Source organism: Stieleria varia (assembly GCF_038443385.1).
GTDB classification, from domain to species: domain Bacteria; phylum Planctomycetota; class Planctomycetia; order Pirellulales; family Pirellulaceae; genus Stieleria; species Stieleria varia.
On record NZ_CP151726.1, the window covers coordinates 3,950,764 to 3,969,489 of the forward strand.

Annotated in this window: 14 protein-coding genes; 8 read left to right on the forward strand and 6 right to left on the reverse strand. The window is 53.4% G+C overall.

Annotated elements, in window-relative coordinates:
- The 5 genes from Pla52nx_RS13015 to Pla52nx_RS13035 all read left to right on the forward strand — a co-directional run bounded on the left by Pla52nx_RS13015 (position 1) and on the right by Pla52nx_RS13035 (position 4,099).
- The gene (locus Pla52nx_RS13015; RefSeq protein WP_342190394.1) at positions 1 to 123 is read left to right on the forward strand and encodes a hypothetical protein; all 123 of its coding nucleotides are present in this window, start codon (positions 1 to 3) and stop codon (positions 121 to 123) included.
- Between the two features lie 3 nt (positions 124 to 126).
- Positions 127 to 1,236 (forward strand): hypothetical protein, encoded by a 1,110-nt coding sequence (locus Pla52nx_RS13020; protein ID WP_146518420.1) that lies wholly within the window; start codon positions 127 to 129, stop codon positions 1,234 to 1,236.
- Between the two features lie 192 nt (positions 1,237 to 1,428).
- The gene (locus Pla52nx_RS13025) at positions 1,429 to 2,037 is read left to right on the forward strand and encodes a plasmid pRiA4b ORF-3 family protein (RefSeq protein ID WP_197454284.1); all 609 of its coding nucleotides are present in this window, start codon (positions 1,429 to 1,431) and stop codon (positions 2,035 to 2,037) included.
- Positions 2,034 to 2,924 carry an ImmA/IrrE family metallo-endopeptidase gene (locus Pla52nx_RS13030; RefSeq protein ID WP_146518418.1) on the forward strand — a complete coding sequence of 297 codons (891 nt, stop codon included), beginning with the start codon at positions 2,034 to 2,036 and terminating at the stop codon, positions 2,922 to 2,924. Before Pla52nx_RS13025 ends, Pla52nx_RS13030 begins: the two co-directional genes overlap by 4 nt.
- A gap of 158 nt (positions 2,925 to 3,082) precedes the next feature.
- On the forward strand, positions 3,083 to 4,099 hold the full coding sequence (locus tag Pla52nx_RS13035) for a hypothetical protein (protein WP_146518417.1): 1,017 nt from the start codon (positions 3,083 to 3,085) through the stop codon (positions 4,097 to 4,099).
- A 192-nt stretch (positions 4,100 to 4,291) separates the two neighbouring features.
- Here Pla52nx_RS13035 and Pla52nx_RS13040 read toward each other — a convergent pair whose 3' ends face one another.
- Positions 4,292 to 5,377, reverse strand: coding sequence for a hypothetical protein (locus Pla52nx_RS13040; RefSeq protein WP_146518416.1), 1,086 nt, complete (start codon positions 5,375 to 5,377; stop codon positions 4,292 to 4,294).
- A 240-nt stretch (positions 5,378 to 5,617) separates the two neighbouring features.
- On the opposite strand from Pla52nx_RS13040, the gene Pla52nx_RS13045 reads away from it, so the two are divergent.
- Positions 5,618 to 5,788, forward strand: coding sequence for a hypothetical protein (locus Pla52nx_RS13045; RefSeq protein WP_197454281.1), 171 nt, complete (start codon positions 5,618 to 5,620; stop codon positions 5,786 to 5,788).
- Positions 5,789 to 5,891: 103 nt separating this feature from the next.
- On the opposite strand, the gene Pla52nx_RS13050 is transcribed toward Pla52nx_RS13045, so the two are convergent.
- Complete coding sequence (locus Pla52nx_RS13050) at positions 5,892 to 6,641, reverse strand: hypothetical protein (protein ID WP_146518415.1); 750 nt, start codon at positions 6,639 to 6,641, stop codon at positions 5,892 to 5,894.
- 206 nt (positions 6,642 to 6,847) lie between these two features.
- Here Pla52nx_RS13050 and Pla52nx_RS13055 point away from each other — a divergent pair, with 206 nt between their 5' ends.
- Together Pla52nx_RS13055 and Pla52nx_RS13060 are read left to right on the forward strand one after the other, a co-directional pair.
- Positions 6,848 to 9,481 (forward strand): PKD domain-containing protein, encoded by a 2,634-nt coding sequence (locus tag Pla52nx_RS13055; protein ID WP_197454280.1) that lies wholly within the window; start codon positions 6,848 to 6,850, stop codon positions 9,479 to 9,481.
- A gap of 200 nt (positions 9,482 to 9,681) precedes the next feature.
- Positions 9,682 to 12,825: a tubulin-like doman-containing protein gene (locus Pla52nx_RS13060; protein ID WP_146518413.1), complete on the forward strand. Its 3,144-nt coding sequence runs from the start codon at positions 9,682 to 9,684 to the stop codon at positions 12,823 to 12,825.
- 316 nt (positions 12,826 to 13,141) lie between these two features.
- Here Pla52nx_RS13060 and tnpC read toward each other — a convergent pair whose 3' ends face one another.
- From tnpC to Pla52nx_RS13080, 4 genes are all read right to left on the reverse strand, one after another.
- Positions 13,142 to 14,899, reverse strand: a complete 1,758-nt coding sequence (gene tnpC / locus Pla52nx_RS13065) for an IS66 family transposase (protein WP_342190395.1) — start codon at positions 14,897 to 14,899, stop codon at positions 13,142 to 13,144.
- 145 nt (positions 14,900 to 15,044) lie between these two features.
- Positions 15,045 to 15,392 carry an IS66 family insertion sequence element accessory protein TnpB gene (tnpB, locus tag Pla52nx_RS13070; protein ID WP_146521105.1) on the reverse strand — a complete coding sequence of 116 codons (348 nt, stop codon included), beginning with the start codon at positions 15,390 to 15,392 and terminating at the stop codon, positions 15,045 to 15,047.
- On the reverse strand, positions 15,389 to 15,745 hold the full coding sequence (gene tnpA / locus Pla52nx_RS13075) for an IS66 family insertion sequence element accessory protein TnpA (protein WP_146523744.1): 357 nt from the start codon (positions 15,743 to 15,745) through the stop codon (positions 15,389 to 15,391). The genes tnpB and tnpA overlap by 4 nt, the downstream gene beginning before the upstream one ends.
- Before the next feature lie 128 nt (positions 15,746 to 15,873).
- On the reverse strand, positions 15,874 to 18,615 hold the full coding sequence (locus tag Pla52nx_RS13080; protein ID WP_146523743.1) for an SUMF1/EgtB/PvdO family nonheme iron enzyme: 2,742 nt from the start codon (positions 18,613 to 18,615) through the stop codon (positions 15,874 to 15,876).
- Positions 18,616 to 18,726 lie beyond the last annotated feature (111 nt).

The following is an 18,726-nucleotide window of genomic DNA, read 5'->3' on the forward strand; positions in this document are numbered from 1 at the left end:
ATGAATCAAATGATGGAACGCCATCGATATACAACAATCCTCGGCGAACTATTCGCCAAGTTTCAAACCAGCTTCTACTCCGACCCCGGAGACGTGGCATTCAAGGCATTGGGGTTAGAATAACAAATGGTCTGGATCGCACTCACTGTTGTCTGGTTTCTGCTTGCCGCTGCCCTCGGCTACGTTGTGTACTCACTTCTGTCTGCAATCAAAAAGCTGGCAGGGTTCTTAAAGGAAGATGACGATGCTTGGAGTGACAGCGACGACAAACTCTTCCGGCATTTCTCAAGCCTCGCAAAGCTGCTGATTATCTCAACGCTGCTCGTCTGGATCGTGGTTGGCTTTGCGCCATTCCTCGTCTACAGATGGGAATTTTTTTCCGAGCCGATGATGCCCGACAAACTCGGCGAGTTTCGTGACGCATTCGGATTCACGAACACTTTCTTTTCGGGACTTGCGTTCGGCGGCGTGATCATTGCCATCGTGCTCCAGACCATCGAGTTGCGCTATCAACGTCAGGAGATCAGGAGGGCGAATAAGGAGTACCAAGAGCAAACCGACACACTGCAAAAGACGGCTTACTTAAACGCAGCTTCGACCTTGTTGCAGGGATATCTTGCAGAAGTTCAGTTTTCACAGTCGAACGCCGCCAAAGACAAACACACTCGTCTCATGCGTCAGCTTGAGGTCATCCTCACAATGTTGAAGTCTGACTTCGAGGGGCTAGATGCCTTTGACAGCGGAGTCGAGAAGAGTGTAGCTGAATCGAAATTCACCGAGCTTATTCGCCGACTGCACACGGCGCAGGCTGCGTTTAAAGATGCAACTGAACCAGACGTGGCGATCACGGATGAGAACAAGGAAGTTATCGTCGAAGCATGTAAAACGGCACGAAGGCAACTGACGGAAACTCATGAACTCGTGGAACACGCTGTTTTCTCGAACGACCACTTCGCTGACATCATTGGCAAGTCCATCGACGACTTCCATGTTGGTGTGAAATCTCTGATCGTCCAGCTTCGCCAACTCGTAGAATTCAAGTTTGAGGTCTATCGGCCCGAGGGCAAGCCATACATCCACCGTCCCAAAGACCCACCTCAAAAGAAAGACAACTACAGCGACTTTCGCAAACGACTGCAGCTTCTAAAGAAGCGATTTGAAGAGGAGGCAGACCGTTGGAACACGATGCTCACTTTCGAGGGGGGAAAAGAGGATTCCACGGAGCGGGGAGGATGAGTTATGCCGTTAAAGTCCATAAACATCTCATTCACCCTATCGCAGCGAAAAGTCGTCGCTGATCTTCTACCGAAACTCGCCGACCGCCTGAAGCTCGACGAGAAAAACCCACGCACTATCTCCTTCACTCCGAAAGAACTTGAATCGATCCGAGACAAAGCTGAGGCTGCTCGACCCCATGCCGAAAACGGAATGATCCGAAGCTCTCTGCGGCATGTCGTTGATGCCGTCACCAAAACCCTCGAAGAAGCTGAAGGCATCGGTTCGATTCCTGCCTCCGAACGTCTCTACCAATTCAAGATCACGCTACTTGAATCACAACCTCCGATTTGGCGGCGGATACAGGTCAAAGACTCCACCCTCGACAAGTTCCACGAGCGAATCCAGACCGCAATGGGCTGGACCAACTCGCATCTTCATCAATTCAAAATAGACGGGGAACGCTGGGGTGATCCTGAACTGCTCGACGATGGGTTCGAGGACTTCGAGTGTGTCGATTCGACCGTGACCAAGATCAGCAAGATCGTCCCCAAGAATGGCAAGCGATTCCAATTCCTCTACGAGTACGACTTCGGTGACGGCTGGGAACACGAGGTGCTGTTTGAGGGATGCCTTCGTTCTGAGAAGGGCGGACGGTATCCACTGTGCGTAGAAGGCGAACGGAACTGCCCACCAGAAGACGTGGGCGGTGTCTGGGGCTATGCCGAGTTCCTTGAAGCCTTCGCCAATCCAAAACACGAGCAGCATGATGACTTCGTAGAGTGGGCACCTAAACCATACCTTCTGATCGGAATCCAATGAGTAATCCAATAGGCACCGACGATGTCGAACGTGGACTGCTCGATCATCTATTGTCCGAAGCATGTCTTTACCACGATTCTGAGTCTTACCAAGAGCTGCTTCGATTCGTCGTCAAGCTGCGCAATGTTGCGCCATTCAATGCGATGATTCTTCAAATACAAAAGCCCGGCGTAACGTACGTCGCTTCATCGTATGATTGGTGGCATCGGTTCGAGCGAAAACCTAAGCAGGACGCACGGCCATTGTTGATCTTGTGGCCTTTCGCTCCTGTTGTAACGGTCTACGACGTTCTGGACACCGAGGGGAAGAAGCTTCCAGAGGATGCGGCAATGTTCCCAGCGAAAGGCGATATCAATGAAAAGCAGATGTCTGGTTTCAAGCTACTCGTGGAAAAGAAGACGGCAAGCGTTGAGTATGTGGATAAGGGAGATAGCGACGCTGGCAGAATCGAGCGATCTATCAAATCAGTGAAGGGAAAACTGCTGCCGACGTATCGAGTGAAGATCAACCAAAACCACTCACCGCCTGTTCAGTTCACAACACTCGCACATGAGTTGGGGCACCTTTTCCTAGGGCACCTTGGTCCCGACAAAGAACTGTCTGTGCCCGAGCGTCGTGAGCTAACGCACTCCCAGAAAGAACTCGAGGCCGAATCCGTGGCATACATAGTTTGCGAGCGGAATGGTGTGAAAGCAAAGTCCGCAAAGTATCTCGCCAACTTTGTGAAGCATCAGTCGACGATACCGGACCTCGATGTGTACCAGATTATGCGAGCAGCCAATCAAGTCGAAACTCTACTGGGGCTTAACGAACATACGAAATTCCCGAGCAAAAAAGACCGCCTGACTGCTGTTTCCGACATTCAAATGAAGCTTTTAGATACTTAATCAGTCAACAGGTCGTCGTGTTCCTCATTTCCTGTTCCAGCCCGTACGACACTCCATATCTCTACAGAGATTTTCGATGGGCAATGATCTAAGAGAATGGAATCCGGTAGAACATATTCGAAAAGAGCTTCAGTCCCTATCAAATGCCCAGCTAAATCATGAATCTTGATAACCTGGCTGAGTCCTACCGAGTTCTCCGGAAGCTTGTCGTTGACGAAGCGACGCGACCGACCATTGACGACGCGGAACGACACCGACAAAACCAAGGTCTACTCAAGTCATCGGTGGCCTCGATCTGCGATGCGGCAGACTTAGGCCGGTACGGATACTGCAAGCCCAATTCCGACACGACCAAATACGCTGATCGGGTTTGGCGGCAGCTGTGGACGAGAATCCGATTCGCTGGAATTCGTTCGCAAATCGCTACCAACGAGATCCGCGAGATCGGATCGTACTTCGACAACTACCAGAACTTCATCTCACCGGATTGGGACCTTGAAACGCGTGGATACACCTTGGTGAGCGGTGGACGAATCGTGCACGACTTCCTCAATCGAGAATCCGTTTTTGCCGGTAAGCAGACGATAGGGAACCTGCCGAAGCTGAAACGCACGGTGAACCTTGCTCGTAAATTCGAAGGGGCGATCCGTAGCGGTCAAGCACCGATCGACTTCATTCTCGGCGGTTACCGTCCTGAGCAAGTTTGGGAGATCCACCATCGGCTCATCAAGGACATCGGCTACGGTGGACTGTTGACGGCACTCCATTTCATGATGGACATCGGGCTTCCCGTCATCAAGCCAGACATCGTTGTCACGAAACTGATGGTTCACTGGGGCTGGCTGCAATCTCGCTTCGCAGACGTACCTGACGATCTTTCGGAAGCCGACATCCGCGGTGAGGGACGGTACGGTGGCCGTTACCGGTATGACAAACCATTCATGTACCGCCGCGTCATCGATCTCGCGAGGGAAATTGTCGCGAGGGTTTCTCCAGAAACGCTGAAGGCTGACATCGGCTGGGTTACAAGCAATCCGCTCAGGGAGTTTGATTTGTTCATCGTCAAGTTTGGTCAGCAGCCGGAAAAAGAGTTTGGGATTGAACGGACGCTGTTCGATGCATCTGGAGAACGCCCACAATGCCAGAACCGACCGCCGGACGTGAATCTTGACTGAGGTTTCTGCGAACTACCGATCATCGATTGCGAGACGGGGACTACCACCAGCGGCAGGAACTAGCCTGACGGAAGGACTATTCGTACCAGCAGACATTGGGAACCAACCATGTCACGCAAAATCTGACCATGACCGGATTTTGCGCCGCCTCGGCTCGGTTTGCGGTCGGCGGATTGCGAACAGCCAGGGAGTCTAGACCTGTTCGGCGACCACGACGGCGCGGTGTTTCTTCATCCGCCATTCTTCTGGATTCGAGCAGATCAGCGTGTGAATATGGCGGTAGACTCCGGCGATCTTCTTAAAGGCCCCCGGAGAGAGATAGCCTTGCTCGACTCCCAGCTCGCACCAATGCCTCAGCGAGCTTTCGCTAAAGGCACGCAGAAAGCCCGTGAACTCGTCGGCGTATCTGGTTGCACATCGGTGGCTTTCATACGCCTGAAAGTACGGGCAATTCACGGATTCGACGCGACACCGTTTGAGACGAAGGGGAACCGGCCTGTCAGCATCCTTGAATGGAGCGGAAATCTGCTCGCTCGTCCTCAGGTGGATAGGTATCGGCGGACGCGACCAATGATTTCGTACGGTCCCAAAGACTTTGTCGATCCCGAACTCGATCAACCGGAGGGGGATATGATCTTGCGAACCCGATTCGGATTGTGCCGCGACGAACGATACGACCAACTTTCCTCCAGTGCGAAGCTCGGCGGAGGCGACCGTCAAGAATCGTCGCCATTGCTCATCTGCCAATTCACTGAGACACCAATCTTCGCGAGCCGCAAATCCTGGTAGCCCGACCGCGGCATGATCGAGATCAATCCAGTGGAGGGCCGCATTACTGGTCACCAAATCCAAGCTGGAATTGGGTAGCAGTTGGTCGAGAAAGGAGCCGCAAATCATACTGTGATAGCCGCACGCTCCTTGCTCGTTTCGCATACGCACCTGCGTTGCCAAGCCAGGAAAGTCCGCAGGATTCCGCTCGTTGTAGTACGACATCGTGTGGCCATTGATGCAGCGACGAAACGCGTCCGTCAGGGCACGGCAATTTGGACCGCTCCCACAGCCTCGATCAATGCAAGCTGAAATCTGGCGTACACCAGATGGGTGCTTCGCGTTGTTCCACGGCGATTGCTTCATCTCGCTCTGGATCAACTTGGCCAAGTTCTCAATGTCAGCGCGTTGCGGAAGACATGGAGTCACTGATTGATGGGCGTGACCTACCAAAATCTCCTGATCAAGATCTGCTGTCAAGTTTGGTTTCGTTGGAAGAATCGTGCTCATTGCTTCTGATCCGCGTCTTAGGGCTGCTGGGCTGGAATAACGAAAAGAAGAGGCACTTAGCGAGCACCAAATGACCTTTCTCACGAGAAGGCAGCCAGAAATAGAAACTTGATAAAACTTTCTTTCCGAAACTGGCTGCCTTATGGATCCAGCAGTACGAGTTCTCGTTCTTGCCTGATCGCAAGATCGAACTCGCACTGAAATCCAGCCCCGCCGTTCCTCCTGAAGGCAGCCAAACCGATGCAAGCCAGCACAAAAAACAACGACGTCATCGTCGGAACGTCACGAGACGGTGATTTCGTCCTTGAATCTCAATCACTCGCGACTGACGCCGGTTTCAAGAACGTCTCGCAATCCTGGTTCGACCAGACGTTCCCCATCGAATCATCTATCGAGAATTTGGTCGCGTAGAATGAATCCGCCAAAACAGAAGTGTGTGCTCTCGCCAACCTGGAACCCATCGTTGCGTCAGATGGCAACTTTGCGATTCGTGATCAAAAGCAGGATCGGACGCTCACCCCCAGTTCCCACGCAATCGGTCAGTTGGTGACTCTTTGTGGCGTAGGAACCGCGTTCGGCAAGCGTTTGGCGCTGTCGACTCGAGATGGAGACCGGCAACCACACAATCGACTCGTGGGTGCTGCAGCAAGAATCGGCGAAGTTGGGCTCCTTTGACGATTGCATCCTGGTGAGAAATTTCGTCAAGTCCGTCGACCGCCAATGTCAATTGACCCGTGCGCAATAGAATCGAGAGCCAATCGTAGAGTCTGTCGCGACATCGAGTCGGATCATCGATTTTGGACGAATCTGATTCGCGGATCGCTAGGAAATCGTCTTCCAACAGACTGTACAGCAATGACTCACCTGTTTGAGGCATCGGGTCATGGGCGTACTGTTTCCAGCTATCGGGCAAACGGCTGATATGGCAACGGAGGACCAGCTTGTCTTTTCGGATTGCCCCCAGCACACCCTCTATTTGCTGCAGCAGTCGTGTCTTGCCTATCCCTGCAGCAGCCGTCACACAGACCAGCCGTCGCTCCGTGCCGGTTGGCTCGCTGAGCCAGTCCAGCCGGTGAGGGATCGGACGCCAGCGAGAATCTCGGTCTTGTCCATGCTCTGCTTGAGTCGAATTCTCCGATCCTTGATCGGGCAGGTTGCCCCGGCGCAGGAAATCCAGTTCCCCGTGCTGGTCTCTCGGACGCAGTTCGAGCAGCAATAACTCCTGATCAGGAATGAATCGCAGGTCTGAAGGGGGACGGTTCATCAACGTAGCGGTCTGGTGAGAGGCTCTGGAAGATGCACTCCATCGTATCGACCTGAGCAACGGATTTGGGGCGTGGGGCAATCCGGAGAAAGGTCGATCCTCATTTTTCTTCCGCCTCGATGAATGTGGCTGCCTTCTTGGTTGAGTGCCAGGACTTTCTGCACACGAGACCTCCAAACCTCCATTTTCATTCGGGAGCCAAGCTCATGTCCCCCTCCAAAATTTGCCCGCCAAGGGCACTGTTTGCCCTGTTGCTGTTCGGCGTCATTTTGGTCCGTACCATCGCATGCTGCAACGCGGACGAGACCGTGACTGCCTCGGAAGCGCCTCATCGAGCGCCACCAGATACATTCATCTTCCTGGTAGATATCTCAGGATCGATGAAAGACAACCTGTCAGTTGCAGTGCAGCCTCGCTTGACCAACCAGTCCAAGTTGGAACAAGTCAAATCACGACTGACGCGATTGACCAGCGAGTTCCCGCCGGGGACTCGAGTGATCGTGTCCGTTTTCGACGGACTGAGATCTGAGATTTGTGATCTCGTGCTAACAACACCGTCTCATCGAGACATCTTGTCAGAAAAGATTGCCGGCATCCAGAGCCGAGATGGCGCTACCGTGCTTTGGGGCTCCGTCGACGAAGAGCTAGCACGTGCAGAAAAGTTGGTCGCAGAAGGCAATTCTCGCGTTCGATTGGTCGTCTACAGCGACGGCGAAGACAGCGACAAATCGCCTCGAATCAACCATCAAACGCTGATCAGTCGATACGGGCACGTTATTGACAGACAATTGCAATTGGATTGGGTGACGCTTGGGTTTGATTTGAATCCTCAAGTGAAGTCAGCACTGGAAAAGTCGGGTGTTCGATTCACAAAGGAGCTGATGCCGTTGCGTGTTGAGTTTCAATTGTCCAAGAACGAGGTTTTTCCCAAAGAAGACCTTCGGCTGACAGACAACAGTTTCGGAGACTCCATTACGCGTCGTGCCGTTGACTGGGGAGACGGGACTCGGGAATTGTTGCGAAAAACGACGGCAGACATCCGCCCAGCAATTGCTCATCGGTACTCAAAACCCGGTGTGTACAACATTCGCTATGCAATTGAAACCGAATCTGGCCAACGTGGAGTGGCCGACACAAAAGTCAAGGTAATTGCTCCATCGCTGCCGGAAGTTCGTATTGAATCACCACAAACCGCAACGCTTGGGCAATCGATCATCGCCACTGCAAAACCCATGCGTGAAGACTGGCAATACGCTTGGACCATCACTGGAGGCGAGAGCGAGTCGGTCGTTGGCCCTGTCAGCCGCTTTCGGGCGGACCGGCCGGGTGAGATTGAGTTGCAACTGACGATCACCGATCCGAACGGCATCTCAAAATCCGTCAACCGAATGATTTCCGTTCAGTTGCCCCGCCTGGATCCGGTTGACATTCAAACCCAGCAGTCCAGTCCACTCGTTGACACTCCAACATTCTTTTCGGCGAGGATGGTAACGGATGCCTATTCCTACCGCTGGCGCACGTCCGATGGACAGTCATCGAGTACGCCACATGCAACGTTCCAGTTCAGCAGCTCTGGAACCTATCAAGTGATGCTGACCGTCAGCGACCGTTGGGGACAGACCTCAGAGGCATCGACCGAGGTGAAAGTGGTGCCACCTGGTGTTGGCCCGGTAGCTGGTTTTGATTTGGCACCCGGAGCAATTGCTCTGGGTAGCCCTGTATCCTTTGTTGCAAGTTCGATCCAGGAACACGATCGGGTGAGCTGGTCCATTGACGATCAGCAGTTGTCGACGAGTAAAGTATTTGTGTTTTATCCAGAACGCTACGGTGATCATCGGGTTTCACTGACCGTTGAGGACCGATTCGGACGGACAGACTCTCAGGAACAGACATTCGTCGTTCCTCGCCCTGATCCGCCCGTTGCCGGATTCACACTCGGCGCCAATCAATTCACCGTTGGAGACGAAATTCAGTTGACGGACATCAGCACCGGAATCATCCAGTCGTGCCGATACGAAATCACTGAACACGAACCTTGGGTCACCAGAGAGAGCAAAGATGCACCGAGAAAACGAGTTTTTGAGTGGACTTGTGAATCGGTCGGTACCGTTTGGATCACGCAAACGGTTGAGGGACCTGGAGGGATCGATACCCAAAGGCTGTCCATACAGATCGTCCCTCGTTGGACCCCCGTCAGCGCCGACTTCCTCCCTGAAATCCCCGCCGAACGAGGCCCCGTTTTGGTACGGTTCAACAACCAATGCACCGGCGACATCCTGCGTTGCGTCTTGAATCCTGGCGATGGAACTGACCCGATCGCGGTAGATGGTGCGGGCGATCTGGTTCATACGTTCCGCCCTGGGCGGTGGACACCAGAAATCACCGTCTACGGGCCCGATGAATCCGAAATGACTCCTGTCGTCTGGAAATCTCCGTCAATCGATGTCAGAAAGCCGATCCCGCTGTGGTTCAAGCTGACGGCGGCAAGCATCCCGATCGGTCTGTTGGGTTTGCTGGGAATCGTCGTTTGTCGTCGCTGGATGGATGATCGAGCACAACGCCGGTCGGATAAGCGATTGAGCGGCGAGCTTATTCTGCGATCGGTAGACGATCCTCTGACTGTTCATGCATTCGGATTCATGGGCCAAAATGAACTCGAAGAAGTCATTCTGCCCGATCAAACTCGAATCGAAGTCCGCAGCAACAGCGACGAATCGAGAGGAAATATTGAATTTGCACTCGAGATGGAATATCCCATCGACGGTACTCGTGAAATGGTCGTCTTGACGCCTAACGAAGAGGTGGAGGTCGGCAACTACTTCGTCACTTATGCGACGTAGTTGCTTGCCTTTTTGTTGTGGTTCAAGGCGACGGGCCTCAGGGATCCACCAGGGTCTCCGAGGCCCATTTTTATTCCCTCGTTTTGCAATTCGTTGATCCCAGTAGGTTTCTGGCTGCCTTCTCTGCTGTGTTGGACGAGCGATCGTCAAACGTTTGTCATTGACTCCTTTCAAACCTCCAAGCGACAGGATTTCGAACCATGTCCACTACCAACGGCCAGAGCACAACCAATGGGCAGCCTACAGTCCCGCACAATCGAATCGCTACGTTGATTCCCTCCAACCCAGCAGAATCCGTTTCTCGAGAAACTGACGGCACCACGAACTCCGAGGTCGTCGAAAACCAAGCAACTGCGATCCTGACTCAGTTGGAGGCCAATATCAGATTGACCCAACCGGCCGGGTTGCTGTTCCTTGGTGGCGCAGGCAATCAGGTCGGTCGACGACTCAAAAAGCAGCTCCAAGAACAAGACAGTCAACCCTTCGTCAAGTATCTGAGCATCGACACCGACGCCAGTGCCCAAAACGGCAGCGGATTTACCGATGAGGAGTTCTGCTTGCTCGGAACAGGCCGCGTACACAATGTGCTGGACTATCCTGAGATGCATGAGCCGATTGTACATCGAGCTGACTTGAGCGACCCAAAACGAATTGCTTTCCACCAAGAACTCATCGCAAAGGGGCTCGACCATGGCGGTCAGGTTCGCTCGTTTGGCATGATGAGCCTGCTGAGCGAGTACTCGATGGTTTCCAGTCGGCTTGCCAGCATGATTCGGGAGCTGACGGGCACTCTGGTCCGACTGAAGAAACAGCTAGAATCCAAGAGCCAAGTTCGGATCCGAAACCGATTGCGATTCTACGTGGTGTTCTCGATTGCGGGAGGGACTGGCAGTTCCATGGCTTTGGAAGTGATGGCGTTGCTGCATCATCTGGTGAAACGATTGGAGGTGGAGATCATCCCCATCTGCATGGCGCCCTCCGTGTTCGAGCTTGTACTGGAGGGCCGTACAGAGCAACTCGTACGCACCGGTGCGAATGGTTACGCATCGATCCAGGAATTGGCGGCGTTGCAATGCGGACTGTCGACACGCTCTGATGTGGCGTTGGGACCTGACGAGAATCGTCCCATTTATGTGCCCGCCGGTTTCTGTGACCAGATCTTTTGGGTCCAGCGAAAAACAGCAGATGGTCGTGATCTTGGATCGGCGGAAGCCGTCTACGACATGGTTGCCAATTGGATGGCAGCGATGATCGGCACCGAACTGAGTGATACCATCCAATTAGAAGATCGCAATCAAGCGACCTTGAGCGGGCAATCCGTCGATCCTCGGACTCACATGCCGCGCAACGTGTCCACACTTGCTGCGACCGCTCTATCATTGGACGTCGAGCGAATCGAAACTTTCTGCACGCAGCGTGCGCTGATGGAGTTCATTGGCCAAGCCGTCATCGGTTCCGCTCCGATCGAAAAGGAAGTTCATCGCGCGGTCGCGAACTGGATGAACAGTCCCGGTGACGCTCAAAGCGTTTCACTCAACGGAAGCGCCTTAGTCGACATGCTAAAGCGGGCGTCGCGCCCCAGTATCGAAAGCCGCTGCAACGCATTGTTCGACGGAAAACGACGCAACCGACCGGTCCACTTTTCAGATCGGCGATTTGCAGAGCATTTGCGCTCCCTACGCGGGCAAGTCGATCGGGACCTGATGCCCAAGTGTGAGGTCCAAATCGACCGATGCCATCAGACACTGGTGGATTCTCTTACCAATGCATTACAGACCACCGTGAACGCCCATGTCGCCAGCCATGGCTCCGCCTTTGTCGTCCAGTTTGCTCGTCATCTAGAAGGGGCGTTGGAGGCGCACGCGGAGACGCTCGGTGTTGCAACGGCCAAGGACCGCAAACGGGCTGAGGAAATGTTCGTCAAGCTGGATGAGCAGGCGACGATCTGGAGCAATCGCAGGTTCAAATGGTTGAAATCCAAACAGGAGCAGATTCGATTGGCCGGCGAACTCACCGTCGCGGTCGACTTGGCGACGTTGGCACGCTCCAAACAGGCGGCCGCACAGATCTTGAGCGCCTTGGCAAGCAACGCGAATCGCCTAATGCACGCTGCCAGTGAGAATTGTGTCGCGGCGAAGAGCAAGTTGGTCCGATGTCAGCAAGTGCGAGACGACGCACGAGCTGGACGACGGGTGACCACGGACAGTTTGGCAGAGATCGACGTCGCCTCAGAGACCAGCGATGAACAGCTTTACGCTCGGTTTCGACCGGAATTGTCTCAGTTGGCACCCTGCCGCAAAGTCTCGCGATCCCAATGGCTGCTGAACCTGTGTACGAACCAAGATGATTTCGCACAACTGACTCGGCAACTACGTGGTCATTTCCGCAGCAAGCTCAAATCGGTGACTGTCGTGGATCTGTTGGCCGATCAATTGATCCATCCCAAGACCTCAGCCGAGGCACTCGCCAAAATCCGGCAGGTGATGCAGGGAACCCAACCGGCTTGGCAAGCCGAAAGCGGAATCAATGGGATCGAGTTTGCCGATACTTTGATTGCGGGTGTTCCGGAGGCGATGGTGGACTCCAAACGTAAGTTGGTCGTCGACCAAATGATGTCACTGGCAGCATCAATCAATGCTAATTCCCAATACCGTTCGACGCCCAAGCACGTCGTCAGCGGCGACCGACGAAAGATTTACCTGATTCGTCGCACAACAGGCGCTTGCTGGCACTATTTGGACGAAATACAGGATTGCGAGAAAGCGTTCCAGGAGTGGAGTCAAAACGGAGGGCATCCCGTCCACATTTTTGGTCGCGAAGCGGTCGGAAAGATGCCACCTCTCATTCCTCAGCCGAAACCCAAGGCCTCCGAAATCGCATTGGCTCTCGGACTAGCCTACGGATTCATCGCCCAACGTGGCCCGCACTACTACAGCAATTTGGTGGTTGAGGATGATGGCACCTATCGTTGCCCGTTGGCCAGCCACTGGCCGACGATCGATCATCGGTTGGGTGGTGCTGCTGAATCAGGGCCACTTGGGATGCTGGTCGAGAAAGGGCGAATCGTTTTCGACGGTAGTAACCAAATGTGTGAGTCCGACAAGCTGGGCGAATCACTTCGTACTGTAATGTCGACGATGGCGGATCAACCGCTGCTTGTCGCGGCGATCAACAACGCCTTTGACGAATTGCGAGCGTTGGTGGGTGACGGCGAACTCGCGACCGAATTGGATTCTCACAACACACGACTGTCTGCAATGGCACACAAGTACGTCGGCGAGTCGCAGGCGTTCAATAAGGTGATTGCCTTGCTGACGCAAAAAGCGTCTCAGTTGAGACAATGAACCCGCGTCATTCAACATTGCTGGATTCACAGACCTCGGTCAAAGAATGGTTGACCGAGGTATTCTATTCTTTCGATGACGCGCAGTCATTACACCAGGACGCAATTCTGAAACTTTGAAAGAATCATGTCTTGGTTGACGTGAACGCCAGCTATAGCCGGAACCAAGTTCTGCATCACGTCACTAATTAGACGGTTCCCAGACCAAATAAGTAGTACTGCAGAAATCAGGCCGGCATGCTCGAATCGCGATCTAAATACCGTCATCGTCTGTAAGCGCCCAACGGCACCATGTGCCGTCGGGGCGGGCGGAGGGTTTATTCTGACTCGGATTGGCTGAGGCGTCGATCGAGTCGGGCTCGGTCACGCCGGGCGTTGCGTTGCCGACGCTCTTCGGCGCGGTAGTGACGAACCGATTCTGGGTGTGACTTAGCCCACGCATCTGGACGCAAGCTCGCGTAGTCGGTGCTGCCGGATAACAGCGTATCGAGCACGTCTTTGATGTAGGCGTAGACATCCAGGTCATTGCGGATCGCGCTGCTGCACAACGTCATTAAGTCCGCCGTGCGATAACCGGCAGCTACACTGCCGATGAACAGCCAGTTCTTGCGACCCAGCGCAACCTGTTTCATCAACTGTTCGCACTCGTTGTTGTCGATCGGGATCCGACCATCCTCAAGGTACTTCACTAAGCCATCCCATTGATTTAGCAAATAGCCCTTCGCTTCGCCGATCTTCTCCTTCGTTGACACCTTCGACATCTCGTTTTCCAAGTAGCTACGAAGCAGCGCCCACACCGGCAAAGCGTGCTCTTGCCGAAACGCCAATCGCGCGTCCCAGTCCATGTGGCGACATTGATCTTCCAAATCGTAAAGCCGATTGAAACACTTCAACAACGCGGTCGCATGCTCACGATGATTACCTAACGCATACTCCGCCTTGCGTCGCGCATGGGCAACGCATGCGGCATGGACAACCAAGCCGTTGGAACGCATGTGAATCCCAGTGTTCGCGCCGTAGCAATCGCCAAGTAACGTGCCTTCGTAATCGCGATCAATCAAGAACAGGTCCGGCCCGTCCCGATGTCGACTTACCGTGAAGTCAAACACGTTGATCGGAACACTCACCCCGCGATAGGCCCACATCTTGGCTCGAACACTCTTGGCGTTCTCCTCTTTGGCTTTCGCAATCACCTCCGCAGCCCTGCGGCTCTTGGGGTCGTCTTCGTCAATCTTGGGGATGTCTTTGGGAAGCAGCAACAACACGCCCGTGTCATCACTGCCGATGCAATGATCGGTGCGAACCAAATCGGCCAGATAGGCAGCAAACGGACGAATCAACTTCGCCGCTGCTTCTTGGATGTTCAATAACGAACTGCGAGAAATCGTGATCCCGCAACCAGCAAAAAGATCCTCTTGGCGATAAATCGGCAAGTGATAACTGAACTTCGCGGCGATGATCTCTGCGGCGAAGGAGGTGTCGTAGCGATCGCCCGCGATCAACGATTCGGGCCGTGGCATCTGCATCACGCCTGCATCAGGTTCACCGCTGCGGACGTACTTGGGATAGATCTTCTGCAAGATGTAAACGATTGGGCGACGATAGTGAGCCGTCTCGACGATGTCTTCGCCGATTCGCGTCAGGCCTTCCTTCTCTTCGTCGGACAAGTCGATCAGGACTTGCTTTCGCTCTAAGCTCTCGGGGAATCGCTCGTTACGTTTCCGCCTGCGTGGCTTGGGTTTTGATTTGCCAGTGTTGTTGTTTTCATCGCATGCTTGCTCGATACCTTCTCGCGCGTCAGCAGCTTGTTCGGGTGTGGCAAACTCAAACTTGAGCTGGTCGACATCGTCGAAGCGTTCGCTTTGGCGACCAAACAGACGGCGGATCAGGGCTTCGAGCTGGTCGCGAGATTTACGAAGTTCATCACTGATCGCTTCGTTCTTTTTGATCAGCTTTTGCTTCTCGTCGCCCAGCTTGGCAACTTCTTCAAGTAGCAGCTTGGCGTCGCTTGCGAACTTCTCGTTCTGCTCGCGAAGGATTGCGTTTTGTCGCTCAAGTTGCTTGATTCGGTTCATGCAACCGAAGGTAACGATGTGGCGCAAAAGCGCAAGAGCAAACCGGCCAAAGCAACAAAAAAAGAGCAAGTTTTCTTGGCCCCAATCAGACCGTTTGAAAACTTGCTCTTGTGAGTGATGACGTCGGCTTTCGCGTCGGTGCGAATTACGCGGCCTTGAATCGCTTGCGTCGCTTGGCGTTCTCGATAGAGATTCCACCGAGCAACATGGCTAGTTCCGCCGCGTCGATCTGAACGGTCGACTTGCCTTGGTCAGTGATCCGCTCAAACGTTCCTGACTCCAGTCGCTTGTACCACAGTGCCAAGCCGTCGCGATCCCAGTAGAGTGCTTTGAGCTTGTCTTTGCTTCGGTTGATGAACAGGAAGAGGCTGCCGTCGTTGGGTTCCCGTTGCAACGAATCTCGAACGATACCGGCTAGTCCACAAAAGCTTTTTCGCATGTCGGTGGGCTGGGAGAAAAGGAAGATGTCGGTGTTGGTTGGCAATGCGATCATGACGTGTGCTCCTGCTGGGCAAGTGAGAGCCATCCGCTAGTCTGAATTCTCTCGATGACGGCCAGCAGGATGTCGATTCGCTGTGCTGGGATTTCGATGACGGCTCCGACGGTCAGGCGAACTCTCAGAGGCGGTTCGTCATCGATTGACTCGCTCGGGAGAACTTCAACGGGCAGGAAAGTCTGCCTCGGTTGGTCAGTTGCTTGCGAGAGTTCTCGCCGCCATTTGTAGAACGATGCGGTCGAGATTTGTTGTGTGTCACAAAACCGAGCGATGCTCAATCCCGAGTGTGACTGGCGAGAGATCAATTCTCGCCAAGCCTGCCGCAGGGCAGGATCCGGTTTTCGCGCCATGGTGGACTCCGTGTAGGCGGGGCAAAACCCGCCAAACTAAACCGGCAGTCAAGATGAAACCTACGTGCGCTTACCATCGTCTGCGGCATACAAAGAGTTCATCGCACTCGTAGACGCCTTGGATTGGGTTAGAGGCATTCCCTAGCACTATTTCGAGCAATTCTGCAGCCGTAGTCACAACGCAATAAATCTTGATCAACAACCATTCTTGACGTGCAACTCACATCGGACGGAGGCTCGTAGTATGAGCCTCCCCTCAGCCAACGTTCGGTTTCCCAACATTCAATAGTTCTTCCTAAGACTACAGCAAAGGCATCTTGAAATAGCGGGTTGACGAAATCCAGACCTTCATGGTTAGAAACAGACACCGGCCTGCTGATGCCATTCGAACACCACTCCCAAACCAATCCATGCATGTCGTAGAGTTCAGCCGACGTTGTCGGTAGCAGTTGCCCAGGAACGGATACTGAATTTGTGGACCACAGATCTGCGTTGTCATTCCATTCCGAATTGGACTTTTCAAAGTGTGCGTGTAATTCAAGAAGCTCTTCGTTGTTGCCAAAACCATACACCGTGTGCTTTTGCAAATCTAAGTTTCCGATATTGCCGCGACATGCGGCCTCCCACAGGTGTTCATCTGGCAAGCATCCGTGGGCCCAGACTGCAAACAATTGTGCGTCGCACCAACGAAGAGACTTCGCAGATCCGTCGACTGGCTGTATTTGACCGTCAAAAACCTGATAAAGCGTATCGGAAACACAATACGCATTGAGCTGAAAAGACTCCACGAATAATGGGTGATTTGGGTCTGGTGAATCGCCATAAAGAAACGGTCCTCCCTGAATCGCACGAAAATTTCGTTCGAAAAGCCAAAGCGGATAATGCTCTGCCAAATAGGTAAGTCTCGATATCCGCAGCGATTCGTCTTCTCGTGTTCGTGCGTAGATCATTTCCGGATTTATCGGAGTGAATTCGCAATCGAGGTAAAACGCCCGTCGCATTTCAAAGGTCACGTTACAATCCGTTGTTCCCCGCTCTTTTTCATCGGCTAACTTTAAGAGATAGTCTGTCAAGAATTCAAAGACGAGTTTCCTTGCGGGGCCACCCTCTTCAGGATTCTGCCGCTCAAACAGATCCCGAACCTCACGCTGAGCGATTGTGATCGCCTGAGCCGTTGTAGTTTGATTCCAGTCCGACCGATCACTGTGATCTCTCGCTTCCTGATAGCCGGATCTCCACATCAGGTCGGGCAAACATTGAAACATCAGTTCTGTCGGGCGTGCTTGATCCTTGGTCGTAAACAATGGACGCACTGCGGTGGCCCAAGAATCCTCTGTTGCCGCATTCCCTGAATGAACTCGTTTTGGGCTTCGATCAGGCATGCCAACGACGAATCGCCAAAACTTTGCAAAGTCCGGTGAATTCAGATCCTTGGTGACGCGCTGACGCGGATCCCGCTCCGAAAAACTCAGAAGGGATAATTCACGTGATCGTAGAACCTGACACTGATCCGCCCAGTAGCACGCCGCCCAATGGGCGGCGAAAAAGTCTCGAATGGTCACATCAGACATTCTTACGTCGACAACTTCATCGGGACGTTCGATACTGGTTGTCTCGCTGTAGAAATGGAATTGAATCGATTCGGAATCGATCTGAGCAAGATCGAGTAGCTCCTTCTCAAAGTCGATTCCGAGCTCCTTCAAAACAGCGATGAATCCGAATTCCTCCATGTAGTCAAAGAAATTTCTCGCCGAGTCACTTGTGATCGAGGGCACGCAGTCAACCGGATCTTCTTTCCAGGTAATCATTGCGAACGCCACAGCCGAAACGATTGGAATCACGTGGGATCGCTTCAGATACCGGAGTTCTGAATCTTTGGTAGAGTTTCGAAAGTTGGCGATGACCGTTTCATTCATGGAGTACCAATACAAGTCGGAAGCGGTCTGCATGTGCGCGAGCTCACCGGGTTTCAACTCACGAATGATATTGAGTGTCCGCGGCAGCCGAATCTCCTCGGCATCCATTCGCTTGAGCGCATCCAATTTCTTCTTGCCCTCGGTCGTCCCTCCTTCCGCTGACAGGTATTCATCCGCTTGATCGCGAGAGAATTTTTCGACTTTACAGAACGTCCAAACGGGAATTTGCCTCATTTCCTCGTCCTGCAACTCTTTCGGTGCATCCTTCAATTCGCCGAGCTGCAGTTCATCCCAGACGCGTTTGATCGCATAGGGCCGGCCGGCAATGACGAGGCGAATGCCAGGAAAGTAGTCGGTGACAAAGGAGTTCAGAGCCGCTGCCCGTTTCTCTGCTTCCTGGCGGTTCAATTGGTCAAAGGCGTCAACGATCAGAGTCAGGCTGCCCGTTCTTAATGCATGAAAGAGCTGCTGTTCGATCTCTGGATCAGACGGGAACCGCCAAGTTGCTCGATAATGCTTTTCTCGGATGGCTCCGTACTGCGCCAGTAGCTTTTCGAATAAGGTCGAATGCGAAGTGTGGCTTGGTCCGGATCGATGAGCAAACTGCTCGGCACTCTCAGGGAGTTGGCGCAGTTCAAATCGCAGGGCGATATGACCTGGTTCGGCATTCTCGGTTGCAACTTCGAGCTCTTCCAGCAACTTGGACTTCCCCACGCCGCCTTCCACAGTGACACACAGACGGCGAATACTCAGGTCTTGAAGAAATGCATGTCGGTTTGGCTCATCTGGCCAAAGACTCGGATCATATCGCAGCACAGGTTCAGATTGCCCGTTTGGGTCCTGTGTTGGGTTAGAACCCAATGCGTCGATGTAATCTTTCAGTGGGCATGCGTTCTTGGCTGGAAAAGCCAACCGGCACAGACGCTGATCACGAATGAATTTTCCGAACTTCATGAACTGTGAAATCAATGCGGGGGGGCGATGCGTTTTGAGGCATTCTAGCCGAACATGGTTCACGCGTAGCAGTTGCGGTGATCAGGCCATCCAAGACGGAAATGCCCCGTC

What these genes read in the sequence shown, in the direction of transcription:
- Pla52nx_RS13015 (WP_342190394.1), top strand. Translation starts at nt 1, where the DNA reads ATGAATCAAATGATGGAACGCCATCGATATACAACAATCCTCGGCGAA.
- Pla52nx_RS13020 (WP_146518420.1), top strand. Translation starts at nt 127, where the DNA reads ATGGTCTGGATCGCACTCACTGTTGTCTGGTTTCTGCTTGCCGCTGCC.
- Pla52nx_RS13025 (WP_197454284.1), top strand. Translation starts at nt 1,429, where the DNA reads ATGATCCGAAGCTCTCTGCGGCATGTCGTTGATGCCGTCACCAAAACC.
- Pla52nx_RS13030 (WP_146518418.1), top strand. Translation starts at nt 2,034, where the DNA reads ATGAGTAATCCAATAGGCACCGACGATGTCGAACGTGGACTGCTCGAT.
- Pla52nx_RS13035 (WP_146518417.1), top strand. Translation starts at nt 3,083, where the DNA reads ATGAATCTTGATAACCTGGCTGAGTCCTACCGAGTTCTCCGGAAGCTT.
- Pla52nx_RS13040 (WP_146518416.1), bottom strand. Translation starts at nt 5,377, where the DNA reads ATGAGCACGATTCTTCCAACGAAACCAAACTTGACAGCAGATCTTGAT.
- Pla52nx_RS13045 (WP_197454281.1), top strand. Translation starts at nt 5,618, where the DNA reads ATGCAAGCCAGCACAAAAAACAACGACGTCATCGTCGGAACGTCACGA.
- Pla52nx_RS13050 (WP_146518415.1), bottom strand. Translation starts at nt 6,641, where the DNA reads ATGAACCGTCCCCCTTCAGACCTGCGATTCATTCCTGATCAGGAGTTA.
- Pla52nx_RS13055 (WP_197454280.1), top strand. Translation starts at nt 6,848, where the DNA reads ATGTCCCCCTCCAAAATTTGCCCGCCAAGGGCACTGTTTGCCCTGTTG.
- Pla52nx_RS13060 (WP_146518413.1), top strand. Translation starts at nt 9,682, where the DNA reads ATGTCCACTACCAACGGCCAGAGCACAACCAATGGGCAGCCTACAGTC.
- tnpC (WP_342190395.1), bottom strand. Translation starts at nt 14,899, where the DNA reads ATGAACCGAATCAAGCAACTTGAGCGACAAAACGCAATCCTTCGCGAG.
- tnpB (WP_146521105.1), bottom strand. Translation starts at nt 15,392, where the DNA reads ATGATCGCATTGCCAACCAACACCGACATCTTCCTTTTCTCCCAGCCC.
- tnpA (WP_146523744.1), bottom strand. Translation starts at nt 15,745, where the DNA reads ATGGCGCGAAAACCGGATCCTGCCCTGCGGCAGGCTTGGCGAGAATTG.
- Pla52nx_RS13080 (WP_146523743.1), bottom strand. Translation starts at nt 18,615, where the DNA reads ATGAAGTTCGGAAAATTCATTCGTGATCAGCGTCTGTGCCGGTTGGCT.